Raw genomic sequence first — 15,294 nt, 5'->3', positions numbered from 1 at the left:
GCTTGGCTTTTACTTGATCTTGTCACAGAGATGGCGATCGCTCTGGCTCACTTTTGAGTTATTCTGCAAATAATCATGTAACCATTCACAGCCACGCACCAGTAAGTTATCTAATTTATCCAGAGAATTTAGCTGTTGCAAATCCCACAAAATCACGATATTGTCAGCACTGCCTAAGGCCAAGGTCTTGTCATCGGGTGAAAAACTTACACTTAATATTTCTTTGCTATGTCCGCTAAGAGTTCTGATGGAAGTACCATTTGGACGCCAAAGTTTTACTGTCTTGTCATCACTGGCAGTGGCAATCTTTTGATCGTCCGATGAAAAGACTACACTTTTGACTTCATCGTTATGTCCTGTCAACTTTTTGTATAAGCGAAACTCACCGTCATCCTCTTGCTTCCAAAGGATCGCCGTTTTATCATTACTGGTCGTGGCAATCATTTTGCCATTGTGTGAAAAGGTAACGCTATAAACCCAGCTTTTGTGGCCATTTTCTCCGGTGAGAGTCTTGTAAATTTTAAACTTTTGATAGCGATCGCGCTGCCAAAGTTTTATCGTATTGTCATCACTTGCTGAAGCAATAAAGTTGCCATCTTTTGACCAAGCTACACTTCTGACCCAATCGCGATGACCTTTGAGAGTTTGATAAGGTAGGGTTTCAAACTCACCCTCGCCATCTCGCCGCCAAATTTTCACTGTATTGTCCACACCACCCGCAGCCAGAAGTTGACCGTCGGGTGAAAAACTCACATCTAATATCTTGTCACTATCGTCAGTTAGGGTTTTGATGAGGCTACCGTCCTGCTTCCAGAGTTTTACAGTTTTATCTGCACTAGCAGAAGCAATTATTTGGCCATCGGGTGAGAAAGTGACACTATTAACCTGATCTTTATGCCCCTCAAGAGTTCTGAACAAGGTGCCATCAGCAGATTTCCAAAGTTTCACTGTTTTGTCATAACTAGCTGAGGCAATTATTTCACCATTAGGTGAGAAACTCACCTTATTAACCCTATCATCATGAGAATTGAGGGTACTTAGCACGCCACTTCCTAGCCGACCACCTTTCATGGTACTGTCAGCGCAAATAGACGCATTGCGATCGCCCTTGTGTAACAAACTTCCAGCATCAAGCTGCCAAATTTTTATCGTACTGTCAGCACTGGCGGTGACAAGAACTTTACAGTCAGGCGAGAAACGTGCAGCATAAACCCCGTTTGTATGTCCTGAGAGAGTTGTCAGCAATGTACCTTCAAGCTTTCCATCAGATTTTTTGTCAAGCTTCCAAAGCTTCACTGTTTTGTCTTGGCTAGCTGAGGCAATTATCTTGCCATCGGGACTAAAACTTACATTCATAACCCTCTCTCTATGCCCTTTAAAAACTTCTAGGACTTTGCCGTCTAGGTTCCAAACTTTTACGAAGTTGTCCCGCCCAGCAGTGGCAATTATCTTACCATCCGGCGACCAAGCTACAGCCCAAACAAAGTCCTCATGCTTATCTTTAAAAGGTTTGAGGAGTTTACCGTTGGGTCTCCACAATTTTACTTTCCTGTCCCGGCCACCCGTGGCAATGATCTGACCATCAGGTGAGAAAGCAACGCTAGTAACTCCATCTTCATATCCTGTAAATGTTCTTATCCAATTGCCGTTAGGTTTCCAAAGTTTCACAGTCTTGTCCCGACTAGCCGTAGCAAACATCTCACCATTCGGAGAAAAACTTATTCCATAAACTCCATTGCTATTTTTGCTATTGTGAGCTTTCAACTTTTTGAACTCTTTGAATTGAGTACTTTCACGCTTCCAAAGTATCACGGTACCATCGAAATCGCCTGAAGCAATCATCTGACCGTCAGGTGAAAAATTAACGCTCAAGACTTTATCTTTGTGTCCTTCAAGGGTTTGTCTTAATTTACCGTCACGATCCCAGAGTTTTACAGTATGGTCAAAACTAGCTGAGGCAATTATCTGACCGTCAGGTGACAAATTCATACCCCAAATTAGACCTTCATGGCCTTCTAAACGATTGCGCTCTACTAACCAGTAAACTGGTTGTTGTAGTGCTGTTACAACTTGTGTAGCAATGTATTCTTTATCCTGATTTTGTATAAAAGGTAATTGTTTTAGCAATATTCCCGCCTTGATGCCTTCTTTGAGAGCATCAAACCTTTGACCTGAGGCAAAAAGAGCTTCTGAAGTTTTACTAATGGCTATTATTCGGTTGTTTTCTACTTCTCGTTTTTGAGATTCTGCTTGCGCCCAAAATCTTCCTGATAGAACTGCCAGAATTGTCATCATAGCAACTCCAGCGATCGCCCAGTTGCGTTGCTGTTTAAGAACGCGATTTAGCTGTGCTTCAGCCTGTTGTCGTTTTTTCTTTTCCTTTTTCCGTTCTTCTAATTCTCTTGCTTGTTGTGATTGCCTAATAAAAGATACTAGATAATCATGAACTAGTTGATATCGGTCAGCAGGGTCTTCAGGAATATTTAACACTAGTCCCGAACCAACTAAAATCTCTAAGACTAAATTTAGTTGTTGTTTATTTGAGATAATATCTGCTGTTTTTAAATCTTCTGCTAAATTGTCAGAAGTTTTTAGGGGACGAGTGCGATTTTCGTCTGTGAGTAAGTATAAAACTACTCTGGCACAGCGTTCATTTTCAAAACCACAGTCTTGAATAACTTCTTCTAAAAATCCCTCGACCAACTTTTCTTTTGTTCCTACCTGGAGATATTTTTCTAAAGTTGTAATTTTATGTGTTTGGAGTTGCGCTCCAACTATTTGCAACTCAATCGGGCGTACTTCTCCTTCGTCTGATAAATCTTCTAATAATTTATCAATTAACACAGGTTCTAAATAAAAGTTGGTTTCTTTAGTTAGACTCTGAACAACAGCTTTGGCATCTTCTGAAGATAAATTTTTTAATTCATAACGAATATACTTATCTAAAATATTATTATTAATTGCTGTAAAATTAAAGAGGTGATCGCATTCCAATAAATAATGCAAATAATCTTCTCTCAAACAAAGAATCACCTTCACAAAAGGAATATCTAAGCAAAGGTACAAAAATTTATAAAATGGCTGCCTTTTACTTTTATCTGTGTAAACAAAGAAAAATTCTTCAACCTGATCAAAAATTAAAACTGTTAACAGATTACGCTCGGCATTTTTGTGTAAATTTTCACATATAGATTCTATGGAAATACTAGATGTACTATTATTGGCTAAACGTTTTGCTAATATCCCCATCCAATCTGTATAGACTCTTACGACAATAGGTAATACATCACGAGCATCAATTGATTGCAGTTGCAGAGCAGGTATTAACCCACCGATCAAAATCGAACTTTTACCTACACCGGAATGACCATGAAATACAGTTAATTTATGGTCATTCCGGCTCATTCTTTCTCGTAATCTATCCACATCTTTTTGCCGACCAGAAACAGCAATTTCTTGGGCAACTTTTACTGAATTTTCTACTTGTACTAATGCCGGATTAATAACTTCATACTGAGGATTTAAATAAGCTGCTCCAATGAAGGCGCGAAAACCATATTGGTGTTCAATTTTAATTTGTTCTTGCTTAATCTGAAAAGCTTCAAGATATTGACGTTGTTGATAATAAATTTGTCGTAAATTTTTTAATATGCAAATATAAAGCTCTGGATCGTATTGAGGTTTAGTTTTTTGTTTAGCAGTTTTTAGAGTAACTAAAGCATCTTGTATCTTATTAAGCTGCTGTTGCGCTCTGGCTAGTGCAAATAAATACCAACCCTGATGATAATATAGGACTAATTCTAAATTAGCATTGGCTTCAGAAAATTGGTTAGTAGCTACAAGAGAAAGCGCTTGTTCAGCCGCTTGTTTGGCTTTATTCCAATCAGATTTAGCCAGTGCTACCTCAGAGATAAATCCGTAAGCTCTAGCTTCTCTGAACCAATCAGGATAAGTTTGATATAGTTTTAAAGCTTTTTGTGCAACCTTTTCTAATTCATTCCACAGCTCGAGTTTTTGTAGTACTTCTCCTAGAGCATTGATAAATTTTGCGGTTAAGTCGGGACGATTTGCTTGTTCAAATACCTCCAGACATTTTTGATAATAATCTTTAGCTTGTAAGCAAGCAGGTTGCTCTTCTGTTAAATGTTGCACTGCATAAGTACGCCACCATAACCCCAAATTGTACAGTACACATCCTTGCTGCTCTAGTTTAGAAATTTGCTGCCAAAGTGTTAAACTGCGTTCATAATGCTGGCGTGACTGTTCCATCGAAACCGCATCTCGACCGAGAACAAATTCTAAACTAGCTTCTAGTTCTGCATCTAACTTCACACCCCGTGTTTGGAGTTCGGCTTGTGCTGATTCCAGTTCCACGCGCTGCGGCGAACCAATTGCGAGATTGAGTGCGGAATTATCAAGAAATTTCCCTGCACCAGCATCTAAAACTTGGTCAAAAACTGACTCAGCAGTTTGTTTGATTAATTTAATTAAATCAGTGGTAGCGATCGCAGTGGGAATTATTGTTGCCCAATTCTCGAAATCTGTCGCTAATCTTATTAGCTTTTGTAGAACTTGGTCATTAACCAATAACACCACTGGGAACGGGAAATTTTTTCTAAACTCCTCTCGTACTTGGTTAGCCGAAGTTAAAACTGTATCAATATCTTTAACCGATTCCAAACCAAAAACCATTAACGCTGGTGGCTGTTCATCTGCGAGTTCTTCACCTATACAGGTGTAAAGAGTTTTGACTGACGTAGGTAAGGAGATTTCACGGATTTTAACAGGAGATAGTTCGTGCAGGCGTTGTACTATATCTTGACGTAAAACTGCATAGTTACAACGCAGTAAAATCAGCGAAAATTCTCCCTGAGAAAGGGTAATTGCTCGCACCAGAGTTTGCAATGAACGTTCATTTTCAACGACCAAATGTTCTGGCTCGTTCTGATTACTCATAACCTGAATTCCTTAGCTTCAGCCAAAATAGGATTAATATCAAACCACGAACCATCCTCATTTCGGTATTCAAATACAAACATACTGCGGAGCAAAAGTTCGTATCTTTCATGACCTCTTAAGCTTTTTTCTTGCGCCACTTCACGCAATACCTCCCATTCATCAGCTGTAATTGCTAAAGTTAGCTCATTGCAGCGTTGTTTAATTACTCTATTTACGCACTCTTGCGATAGAGGTGGGTCTTCTTGTTGAAGACAGCGAAATAATAACATCAGCAAATTTCGTAAATGACCGCCGCTAACTAAGCACAGCCTTTCTAAAGTATCAGGACTATCAAAAACTTCGGTAATTAAATGCTGGCTTTGTTCCCAACTGACACCAGGAAAAGCTCTTGCCATGACCATTTTTTGCAGGAGTGTAATTCCTTGGAAAAATTGCGAACCATCCTGTAGTTGCACCGGAACCATCGGTAAAACCTTGGGATCTACTCCAAAGCGATTTGTTAACCTGCCTAAAGCATTGGAAAAAATCAATACCAAGGGAATAGTATAAACAACGTGACAATTTAGTTGGTTTAATTGTTCGCCGCGTTCTACAAATAAATATTCTGGTTGATAATAACCTGAAGGTTTCAAAGAATTATCAACTCGGTCAAGATTATCAACAATTACCACCAGTCCTTTTTTACCTTGCTGCTTGAGTTTTTCTCTCGCAGGCTTGAGTAATTCTTTGTTTATTGACTCTAAAATGCCATTGGTGCGGGGTTCTAAATATTGTCGCAACTGACCGCGAAGTTCGGGACTATCTTTAGTTTTGGCAGTGATTTTGGCAATACCTACAGACAATTCGGCTTCAACGCCAATGTCTAAGGGTGTTTGCAAAAATTTAGAAATTTCATGAAACAGATTTTTAAAGTATCCTGGTTTCAGGTTAATTTTTATTGCTTCCAGACTTTGACTCACTTCACGAGCGATCGCCAGTAAAATATCTGTAACATCAATATCAGCCATATCTAGGCTTTGGCTAGACTCAAAATAAACTGTATGAAAGCCCTGCTGTTCTAACTCTGCTTTCAGCCGCAGTAATTCAGTAGATTTGCCACAGCCGATATGTCCAGTAAATAATTGACAGGTAGGTTCTTCCGGTGAAAGGCGGGTGATAGTCCGCCCAAGTTCCTCAATAATTTTGGCACCACGCACTTTGGAAAAATCAATATAATACTGCCTATCTTCCGGTTTGCTCACAACCAGAGTCTTGGCAGGGTTGCAAGCCTGAAAAAACCTGACTAAATCTAGTTTCATCACAAATTACCCGAAATCAGCTTGACGCTCTTACCCATCTCAGTGATTATACAGATGGCAAAGCCGCTATTTCGGATAATTGGCGTCACAATTCCCAATCATGTTTGGTTAAGGCAACAGACGCGATAAATCGCCGCCTCTATAAAAGATTGATTATTGTAGAGACGGCGATTCATCGCGTTTTTTCAAGATATTTTATTTATCAACTAATCATTTTCTCTAAAGCAGTTTGTAAATCTTTAGTTAATTGGCTCGCAGCTTGCCTAGACGCGTGGCGATCTCCTTGACTTTTTTCCCAGCGTTCACTAACTGAAATTGGTTCTCCCACAGTAATTTTTGCCCGTCGCAAACCTAACCTGGGTCGCCCCGCAAGTGTGGTATCTTTAATTCGAGAAAGCATATCAAAAATTAGCAAAGTTGTTTCCGCAAACTTTTCTGCTGTCGGTTTTTCTTTAATATAAGTAGCGGTGACTGCAACAAAACTTTCTACAATCCGCATGTGCCGCATTCGCAAGTCTGCTTCTTGGGCAATCCAATCTGCTAAACCGCGTTTGAAGGGTGGCAAATTATTAATATCTGGCAAATCTTCGCGGTAAATATAATTCCAACCAGCTTCTTCTAAACGGCGACAACGGTCAATGAAATTTCCTTGTGGCTGAACTCCAAAATATTGCTCGGTAACTGCTAAAGATTTATCTAGTAGGCGATGGAGTCTTTCAATTAATACTTCATTAGGATTAGTAGATTCATCAATTGAGACGGTTTTAGGGATATCTTGATGATAGAAACGACGGTAAAATTCTTCCATTTCTGTAATTAAATATTCACCAAGACGATAGATGCGTTGATAGTAAATTTCTTCACGTTCGCCTTGAGTAATTTCCATCACAGGTAAGCCACTATCAGCTTCCAATTTGCTCAATAACCAATCCAATTTTGACCAAGGTGGCTGGTCATAGGAATATTGAATGGCGATCGGTACAATTAAAACTGTCTCAGAACGGTTGGCTTTTTGCAAATCTTCTACACACCAAAACCCCATTTGGGAAACACCAGGTTCTAGCGGACTAACAATGCCACTATGACCATTAGTACCGCCTTCGGGTGCCACTGCGATCGGCAGTTGGCCATTAGCAAACAACTCCCGTGCTGTTTGGATGGCTTGGCGATCTAATCGCCTACCGCGACGAACCGGCACACCTCCCACCAGTGAAAATAACCAACCCAGCCAGTTTCCAGCCCAAACCGTCATACCCCTGTCATAAAGAAAATAGCTGTGAACTGGGTATTGCAGCTCAATATTTTTCTGACGCGCAACCTGTGGCACAATCCGAGAAAGCAAATACAGCATACACAGAGGATCTTCTACCTCTGGGTGGCGAAATGCCAACAAAAAGCGAATTTTTCCAGCCTGGAATTGTTGATAAAGTTCAGCTAAGACCTCAACATTCTCAGCCTCAATTCCGACGATACCAGCCGGTAACCAAGGTCGAGTCCGGAATCGTAGCGCTATTGGGAGTAACCATCGAAAAATGTAGAGTACCGATGGGTTAAACCGTTGGGGGATAAATTTCAGTGGTGGTTGAGTAGATTGAATTGATCTAGGCAAGTCGCTTTCCAGATTGTATTTTTAGCGATCGTACAATATCTAAGCTAACAGCGATTCTATAGCAATCCTATCCCTGTTATGAAAATTACTATTTAAAACGTGGAATCTTGAATTTACGGCAAAAGGGACTTCCAAATAAAAAAATAATCAATCGCTTTGGTGGGCAGCACTTCTCTACGAGACGCTGCGCGTAGCTTGCTTCTCCGTAGGAGTACGACTACGCTCAGTGGCCGGGGTCAGGGGAGGCAGTTGCTGAGCAGAGGGAGAAGAAATCAGTCGTATTGGATGCAGGAATTGAGTAGTTTAATTTTTGGATGTCCCAAATAGAGGAAACCAGAATTTATTGAAGCCACCTCTGGAAACTGCACAACACATATAGCAAATTCCAACTTGGTGAGGTAGAGATAATTGTAGGTGCACAACATGTCCATTGGTGTCAACTTAAGCTCAAACACTCAATCTTCCGTCGTTTTAGATCCCCCAACCCCCGTGGGGGCATTCGATTCTAGTTCCCCCCTTAAAAAGGGGGGTTAGGGGGGATCTAAAATCTAGGTGGTATATGGAAAAATTGTCAAATGCTTGTCAGACTTACCTTTTACGTTAAGTTGACGCCCCTACCCGTGTACTTCATTTACCTGAAATACCCTGTAAGTGTAGACCGAACTGTTGACCCACGTTACTCCAGTTATCACAGGCACTTCCCTTGCAGCTATAGCCGTAGTCACACAGGTTAGGACATTTTGAAAGCATGGAAGCTAGGAATAGTAATACTTTTACCTCCTGCCTTCTGCCTTCTGCTATATCTCGTTTCCATGCCTGCCTACGCCTTCACTCACTAATCACATCTATTTCTTTGGTGATGGCGGCAAGTTCTCGCTAATTTTTGGTAGTTCGATTGGCTCAAGCAGATTTTGTGACGGTTAAGACTCAGGTGTGAAGTGCAACAACGCCAAATCTTACTTAAGGAGCATGAATTGACGAGCAGGTATGTCTGAAGCTAGAGATGGCAGACGTGGAAATTTTATGTGTCAATTAGGCGACTAAAAACCTGAGTGTGGCAACGAGGAAGTTTACCGAGGAAATAAGACCATAAATCAAATTGAGTCAAAAGTACATTGGCTGGGGATAGGCTTTCTTCATTTGTAACTAACTGTTTTCAATTGTTCCCAGAACGAGTATTAAACTCAAGAACCATCTTGTTGAGTAAATATACAATATTAGACTTGGAGGAAAATCATGAGCGCTACAGTCAATTTATCAAAATTACAAAACAATTTGAATGAAGTTAATTACCCAATCAGCAGAGAAGAATTGCTGAGATACGCAGAAGAAAAAGGCGTTGACGAGGTTGTTTTGCGAGCCTTGAAACAATTACCTCCAAAACAGTATCAAACCTTAACTGATGTCAGTCAAGCTATCGGAGGCAGCGAATAAGTGTTAGTAAAAAACTAATATAAATTGCGTCACTTCGAGGGTAGCAGTACAGAATGACTGATTGCCTCCCAATATTTATCGGATAACTACTTTTCACTTCTGGTGCGACGATCTGGGAAAAGAAGGGTAAGGGATAAATTTAAACCCTTTCCCTTTTCCCTTTCCCCTTTAACCGACAAGTATTAGATTGCCTCCTAGCTGTCACATATTCATAAGCTATGATGCCTCAGAAATAGGCAATGGTAGCACGGCGTCATGAGGAAAAGCCCAGAAACGACCTTCAAATACAAATAAATCCGTCCATCCATATTGGTTACACCAATTGGTAGAACTTACTAAAAAATCACTATCAATTTGCTGTTGGAGGCGTTCTAAACCGTACTTTATTTTAATCTGTGCCAGGAAGGGAACGCGAACTAAATCACCCTCACAAGCTCGAAGTTTTAGAGATTGTTGCCATCGCAGGCCTGCTTGGGAACAAGCATTTTGGTAAGTGATTTGTTCTTGTTCTTTGATAGTCTTAATCTCAATTAACTCTGTTAGAGAAACAGAACGAGAAAAAAGTCGGCAGCTTGGTGGGTCGCTATCTTGTTCTAGCCAGCGTTGAATAATATCAATGAGAATTTCATGTAGTTCATCTATCATAACTCTTATCTTTTTTGGTTCTGATAGCCATGAGCTAAACCTGTAAAATAAATGAATCGTACATTTTGGAGCTTATTGATTTATCCAAAAAGGAATAGCTCCTTGTTTGCGTTTAAGTTGATAAATTCTTACAGGACAATCATCATTACTCCATCCTGGCTCGATTTCAGAAGCTTCAATCAGTTCACGCAAAGCCCTGTCAAGAACACTATAACTACACTCAAGGCCATCTTTAAGTTCTCCAGCAGTTTTTCCCCCAGAACGAAGCTGTTCGAGGATAATTTGGTTGATATCATTCATAATTTCTCCACTTGTAAAATGATAGATTAACTGGATGTAGCACTACAGCAAATTTCAACTTCATAAAGTACATTATCTATGTCTCAAAGCTAGGCAGAGAAAGTATTCTAATTCTGAATTCTGACTTCTAAATTCTGCTGTAAGTTCTTGTCTAAACTGGATGTCGATGCGTGTAAAGTTCTCCATCTACTTCGGCTCGTCGCAATCGTTGGGCGCATTCTGAGCAATAATACTCTTCGCCCACCGAGTAGACAGGATGACCGCAATTATCGCAATGCTCAGTGTCGCCCAGTTCAGGATTATATTGCCAGTGCCACTGACAACATATAGATGTATCACTGATTGTTTTGCTGTGTGCATCAATGGCGGCAAGGGCTTTTTTTTCTGCTTCCACAAGTGAGTCAGCTTGTCCTTGCCAATGTTGCTCTCCAGATTCAGTATTGAGAAATACTAAAAATTTCATAAACGAGTAACCTCGCAGAAGTTGTAATCAATCAAAGACTAATAAGATAGCTTTGATTCCAAGATACTGCCTCCATCTCGTGGCTCTGGTTCTACTAAAGGACGTATTCTGTATTTTCTGTGGTAAATTTTTGGCGTATATATCCTCATCAAAGAGCAAGGTTTTTCAGAGTCGGGCTGCATTTGCTAGCTGATGCCGAACTCAAGCTCCTGGCAAAGGCGGTCATGTCTGCATTATTGGGAGAGTACGATGTTTAGCAATAGTGCAACCGTTAGACTCTGTGGTAACAATGGAGGTTAGCGGACTCGAACCGCTGACATCCTGCTTGCAAAGCAGGCGCTCTACCAACTGAGCTAAACCCCCGTAAAATTAAAATAGTAGGTAACTTTGTTTGCCGTTGTTATTGTAACTTATATTGTTCAATTACTAAAGGGATGAAGCCAGAAAATATCCAGGTTGTCGCAACACTGTATAAATTCGTCAAGCTGCCAGATTTTGCCGAAAAACGAGAACCTTTGCTATCTTACTGCCAAGCGCAAGGTGTCAAGGGAACTATTTTGCTGGCAGAAGAAGGAATTAACGGTACAATTGCAGGTTCGCGTCAGGCGATTGATTCTGTTCTCTGGTTTCTGCGTTCTGACTCTCGTCTAGCTGACCTAGAACACAAGGAATCTTATACCCAAACTCCACCTTTTGAGCGGATGAAGGTGCGGTTGAAGCAAGAAATTGTCACTTTAGGGTTACCAGAAATTGACCCAAATGAACAAGTTGGCACTTATGTCGCTCCCCAGGAATGGAATGATTTAATTTCCGACCCAGAAGTAACTGTGATTGACACCCGCAATGATTATGAGGTGAATATCGGTAGTTTTCAAGGAGCAGAAAATCCGCAAACTGGCTCATTCCGGGAATTCCCCGATTATGTACGCCACCACCTCGACCCAACAAAACACAAAAAAGTTGCTCTGTTTTGTACAGGCGGCATTCGCTGTGAAAAAGCCTCATCCTTTATGCTTGCCCAAGGCTTTGGAGAAGTCTATCATCTCAAAGGCGGCATTCTCAAATATTTGCAGGAAATTCCAGCCCAAGAAAGTTTATGGGAAGGGGAATGTTTTGTCTTTGATGAACGGGTAGCCGTCAGTCATGGGTTGGAGGAAGGAAATTATGAATTATGCCTGTGTTGTGGGCATCCAATATCTGAGGAAGATAAACTCTCCCCCAAGTATGAGCAAGGTATCTCCTGTGCTCATTGTTTCGATCGCCTAACTGATGAAAAAAGAGCGCGTCAACAAGAAAAATGGCGACACTACCAAAGCCAAATTGCTAATAAAAATAAGGAATAGATTGGGAGTAATGACTTAGGAGTTAAGAGTTAGGAATTTTCCCCTGTGCCCCTGTGCCCTTGTGCTCATGCCCCGCTAAACCACCAGGTATTCTCAGCTTGGCATAATCGCCGCCAAGTTGAACCTTTGATGGTGGCTGATGTAGGATTACACAGCATCTATGAACTGCGGTTTGATACTCTCGCCATTGCTGACGAATTGCTCTACTGGCAGCATCGTCACCTAAGTCTGAAAATCTTAGCCCTGCCCGAATCAGCCAAGATTCCACGTCTGTTGTTTCACCAACCATTTCTGGAATGGGATTAATCTTGTCCATGAGTAATATCTAATACAAGCATTAAAAATTTATAATTTCACTCTAAGAGAAACTATGAATAATAACCAATACCTTTTTTTGTCAAAATCATAAATAAAAATGATTGATAAAAAGATTCATATCTGAGTCCAGAGACTCAGATATGAGAGAGGAAATCGCGATCGCACTTATCAGATATCATTAGCTTTAGCTTCCGAATCAGCTATTGCGATCGTTAGAAGCGATAGCCCAATCCTGCTTGGAAGCTCACAGCATCAGCATCACTATTTCTATAAGCGTCAATGCCCCATTTCGTATCACCGTAGGCGATGACGTTGTTAGCAACTTCTGATTCAACACCAAGGGTGACTACAGGTGCATTGCGATTGCCCAATGGGCTATTTTGACCTTCGTCAGTTACGAAAGAATAACCACCACCGAAGTAAACGTTCGTGTTTCTGGCGATGGGCGCATCATAAGTAACTATGGGCATAATGGCAGCAGCATCACCACCATACAGCACAGAACCCCGTACTGAAACAGGTCCATTGGGAACGGCGTAACGCCCTTGAACATTCCCACCAAGTTGTGCATCATCGTTTCCTTGTCCGCCACTAGTTGCACCAGCCGCAATACCAGCACCAATGTAGTTAGCGTTAGTACCTGCTGTTTGAGCAGAAGCAATGCCACCTGAAAGGATAATGGAAGCAGCAGCGAGGAAAGAAGCAGTTAATTTTGTCAGTTTCATAAGATTCTTCTTACTAGAGTTAGGTAATATCAATGTTCTCTAGTACCAGAATCTCTTTTTTTACAAAATGTAACCTCCCACACTCGGTTCACCTTGGTGGTTGAATTGTTTATCACCCACTTGGGTGATAAAATCGCAAATTTATCCCTCTTCTGTCACTCTCCGGGAGGGCGATCGCTAGAAGCCTCATGAGACAATCAATACAAGCTATACTATTAGAAAAAAATAGGCCTTGTATTTGTTATTAGAAAATAATCGTGCTATCGCTTGCTATACAAAAGCTCTAAGATTCAGAAATGGCAAATGTTTTCGGAAAGTGACAGAAGAGGGTTATAGCCGTAGTCACACAGGTTAGGACATTTTGAAAGCATGGAAGCTAGGAATAGTAATACTTTTACCTCCTGCCTCCTGCCTTCTGCCTTCTGCTATAGAATTCAAAAAAATTAGGGCAGCACAGCTGTGCTACCCTATCGCATGTTACTTGTTTAATATTTAGGCAATAACTCTCTGCAACTCTTATTTCTTCGTGTCCTCTGCGTCCTCTGCGGTTGGATTTTCCGTTACCTTTGCGTAAGTTCTCTTTTTTTTCCAAAAGCGCTGACGCAGACGATCTACAAAAGAATTCACCTCTGGTATTTTCATCCATGCAGCGATCGCCGCAAACACCGCAATTCCCGCGCAGCTAGATATGCACAATTGCAAAAGCATAATCAGTAAACCTGTTTTACCTAACAATTGTTGAGAAACAATCAAAGTTCCATAACTGGCTACCCCAGCAACCACACTTCCCGCAGTTAAACCCAGAATTGGCACACTCCACTCACGCCAAGGTAAACCATTGAGTTTGCGATCGAGCAACCACAACAGCATCAATAAAGAACTGCAATTTACACCCACTGTTGCTAATACCAAACCGGGTGCGCCAAAAGGCCCAACCAAAATCCAATCGAGTGCAGCATTGAGAAAAATATTAAAAGTACTGATGCGAAAGGGTGTCTGTCCATCGCCCAAAGCATAGAAAACCCGCACCAAGACATCGCGCCCCAAATAAACAAACATCCCAATGCCGTAAACAATTAGCAACTCCGAAACTAACTGTGTCGCATCCCCCTTAAAAGCACCGCGTTCGTAAACCACCTGGACAATGGGTACAGATAGCGCCACCATCAGCGCTCCCAGAGGTAACATGGTGACAGCACTGAGCAACAGTCCCTGACGAATACGTAATTTTAGGTCATCCCAATGTTCTGGAGCCGCAAGCTTGGCAAATATTGGTAATAAGGGCAACAAAATGATGTTAGAAATAATTCCTAAGGGAGTTTGTACTAGCAAATTAGCATAGTTGAAGCCCGCAGCAGCACCAGGGATGGGACTTGCGAAGTAAAGCACGGTGGCAAAATTAATTGGCATCATCCCTGAGGAAATTGTTGCCGGAGTCATGATTTTAACTACTTCTTGGACAGCTGGGGATTTAAAATCAAACCGCAGTCGCAATGTACCTAGTCCTAATCGCCACTGGACAACTAGCTGCACTAACCACTGGAGAATTGCCCCTGCCAAGGTTCCCCAAGCTAACACCATACCACCGATAAAAGCGTATTCTGGCTTGATGATGTCCTTACCCAGTTGCATAGTCATGAAAGCAATGCCGATGACAACTGTAATACTGGATAACAGAGGACTAATGGAGAGCAACCAATATTGATTAGCGGCATTGAGAGTACCGAAGCCAATACCAATTAATCCAGAAAATAAAGCCATCGGTGCCATAATTTGGATTTGTTGGATAGCGATCGCTCTGGTTGTTGGGTCTAAACCATGACCGACTAAATCAACAATCTCATCTGCCAAGAAAATTTGAGCGACTGTCACCAGTAACAGCAATCCACCCACCAGTGTTGTGACTGTTTCCACCAGGGGAGCAGCTTCTTGTTGCTTACGCTTGGCTAAAACACTGACGATCGCACTGTGTAATGGGCCATTCACACCACCTAGTAATATCAATAGAAAGCCAGGGATAATATAAGCGTAGCTGTAGGCAGTGGCAGCCGCACCAACACCAAAAGCAGCAGCGATCGCTTGCTGCCGAATTAAACCAAAGATTTTACTAATTAATGTGGCAATGGCAACAATGCCAGCAATTCCAGCGAAAGAACGAGAGGGTTTTTGATCTTGTTGTGTCACGAAGAATACCTGAATA

Annotated in this window: 11 protein-coding genes and 1 tRNA gene; 2 read left to right on the top strand and 10 right to left on the bottom strand. The window is 41.3% G+C overall.

The window, feature by feature from the left end:
- Window positions 1-9: 9 nt before the first annotated feature.
- From ACM0OY_RS22360 to ACM0OY_RS22350, 3 genes are all read right to left on the bottom strand, one after another.
- Window positions 10-4,956 (bottom strand): eIF2A-related protein, encoded by a 4,947-nt coding sequence (locus ACM0OY_RS22360; RefSeq protein ID WP_414571033.1) that lies wholly within the window; start codon window positions 4,954-4,956, stop codon window positions 10-12.
- Entirely contained in the window at window positions 4,953-6,257 is a 1,305-nt protein-coding gene (locus ACM0OY_RS22355) for a P-loop NTPase fold protein (protein WP_414571032.1), read from the bottom strand. The genes ACM0OY_RS22360 and ACM0OY_RS22355 overlap by 4 nt, the downstream gene beginning before the upstream one ends.
- Before the next feature lie 202 nt (window positions 6,258-6,459).
- Complete coding sequence (locus tag ACM0OY_RS22350; RefSeq protein WP_414571031.1) at window positions 6,460-7,866, bottom strand: lysophospholipid acyltransferase family protein; 1,407 nt, start codon at window positions 7,864-7,866, stop codon at window positions 6,460-6,462.
- A 1,236-nt stretch (window positions 7,867-9,102) separates the two neighbouring features.
- Between ACM0OY_RS22350 and ACM0OY_RS22345 the strand changes: the two genes are divergently transcribed.
- Window positions 9,103-9,300 (top strand): DUF2795 domain-containing protein, encoded by a 198-nt coding sequence (locus tag ACM0OY_RS22345; RefSeq protein WP_414571030.1) that lies wholly within the window; start codon window positions 9,103-9,105, stop codon window positions 9,298-9,300.
- Between the two features lie 216 nt (window positions 9,301-9,516).
- Here ACM0OY_RS22345 and ACM0OY_RS22340 read toward each other — a convergent pair whose 3' ends face one another.
- The 4 genes from ACM0OY_RS22340 to ACM0OY_RS22325 form a co-directional block, all read right to left on the bottom strand.
- Window positions 9,517-9,945, bottom strand: coding sequence for a hypothetical protein (locus ACM0OY_RS22340; RefSeq protein WP_414571029.1), 429 nt, complete (start codon window positions 9,943-9,945; stop codon window positions 9,517-9,519).
- Between the two features lie 72 nt (window positions 9,946-10,017).
- Complete coding sequence (locus tag ACM0OY_RS22335) at window positions 10,018-10,245, bottom strand: hypothetical protein (RefSeq protein ID WP_414571028.1); 228 nt, start codon at window positions 10,243-10,245, stop codon at window positions 10,018-10,020.
- Window positions 10,246-10,396: 151 nt separating this feature from the next.
- On the bottom strand, window positions 10,397-10,708 hold the full coding sequence (locus tag ACM0OY_RS22330) for a hypothetical protein (protein WP_414571027.1): 312 nt from the start codon (window positions 10,706-10,708) through the stop codon (window positions 10,397-10,399).
- A gap of 290 nt (window positions 10,709-10,998) precedes the next feature.
- Window positions 10,999-11,071: transfer RNA gene (locus ACM0OY_RS22325), tRNA-Ala, on the bottom strand.
- Between the two features lie 71 nt (window positions 11,072-11,142).
- Here ACM0OY_RS22325 and ACM0OY_RS22320 point away from each other — a divergent pair.
- Window positions 11,143-12,051: a rhodanese-related sulfurtransferase gene (locus ACM0OY_RS22320; RefSeq protein WP_414571026.1), complete on the top strand. Its 909-nt coding sequence runs from the start codon at window positions 11,143-11,145 to the stop codon at window positions 12,049-12,051.
- A 22-nt stretch (window positions 12,052-12,073) separates the two neighbouring features.
- Here the strand turns inward: ACM0OY_RS22320 and ACM0OY_RS22315 are convergent, their stop codons facing one another.
- From ACM0OY_RS22315 to murJ, 3 genes are all read right to left on the bottom strand, one after another.
- Entirely contained in the window at window positions 12,074-12,367 is a 294-nt protein-coding gene (locus ACM0OY_RS22315; protein WP_414571025.1) for a hypothetical protein, read from the bottom strand.
- Between the two features lie 214 nt (window positions 12,368-12,581).
- On the bottom strand, window positions 12,582-13,094 hold the full coding sequence (locus ACM0OY_RS22310) for an outer membrane beta-barrel protein (protein ID WP_414571024.1): 513 nt from the start codon (window positions 13,092-13,094) through the stop codon (window positions 12,582-12,584).
- A gap of 516 nt (window positions 13,095-13,610) precedes the next feature.
- Complete coding sequence (murJ, locus tag ACM0OY_RS22305; protein WP_414571023.1) at window positions 13,611-15,278, bottom strand: murein biosynthesis integral membrane protein MurJ; 1,668 nt, start codon at window positions 15,276-15,278, stop codon at window positions 13,611-13,613.
- Between the last annotated feature and the right edge of the window lie 16 nt (window positions 15,279-15,294).

The organism is Nostoc sp. CCY 9925, assembly GCF_963920935.1.
Taxonomy (GTDB): Bacteria; Cyanobacteriota; Cyanobacteriia; order Cyanobacteriales; family Nostocaceae; genus Nostoc.
Note: the sequence above shows the minus strand (reverse complement) of the source record. Positions and strands in the feature narration are given on the sequence as shown.

What these genes read in the sequence shown, in the direction of transcription:
- ACM0OY_RS22310 (WP_414571024.1), bottom strand. Translation starts at nt 13,094, where the DNA reads ATGAAACTGACAAAATTAACTGCTTCTTTCCTCGCTGCTGCTTCCATT.
- ACM0OY_RS22335 (WP_414571028.1), bottom strand. Translation starts at nt 10,245, where the DNA reads ATGAATGATATCAACCAAATTATCCTCGAACAGCTTCGTTCTGGGGGA.
- ACM0OY_RS22320 (WP_414571026.1), top strand. Translation starts at nt 11,143, where the DNA reads ATGAAGCCAGAAAATATCCAGGTTGTCGCAACACTGTATAAATTCGTC.
- ACM0OY_RS22315 (WP_414571025.1), bottom strand. Translation starts at nt 12,367, where the DNA reads ATGGACAAGATTAATCCCATTCCAGAAATGGTTGGTGAAACAACAGAC.
- ACM0OY_RS22355 (WP_414571032.1), bottom strand. Translation starts at nt 6,257, where the DNA reads ATGAAACTAGATTTAGTCAGGTTTTTTCAGGCTTGCAACCCTGCCAAG.
- ACM0OY_RS22345 (WP_414571030.1), top strand. Translation starts at nt 9,103, where the DNA reads ATGAGCGCTACAGTCAATTTATCAAAATTACAAAACAATTTGAATGAA.
- ACM0OY_RS22330 (WP_414571027.1), bottom strand. Translation starts at nt 10,708, where the DNA reads ATGAAATTTTTAGTATTTCTCAATACTGAATCTGGAGAGCAACATTGG.
- ACM0OY_RS22340 (WP_414571029.1), bottom strand. Translation starts at nt 9,945, where the DNA reads ATGATAGATGAACTACATGAAATTCTCATTGATATTATTCAACGCTGG.
- ACM0OY_RS22360 (WP_414571033.1), bottom strand. Translation starts at nt 4,956, where the DNA reads ATGAGTAATCAGAACGAGCCAGAACATTTGGTCGTTGAAAATGAACGT.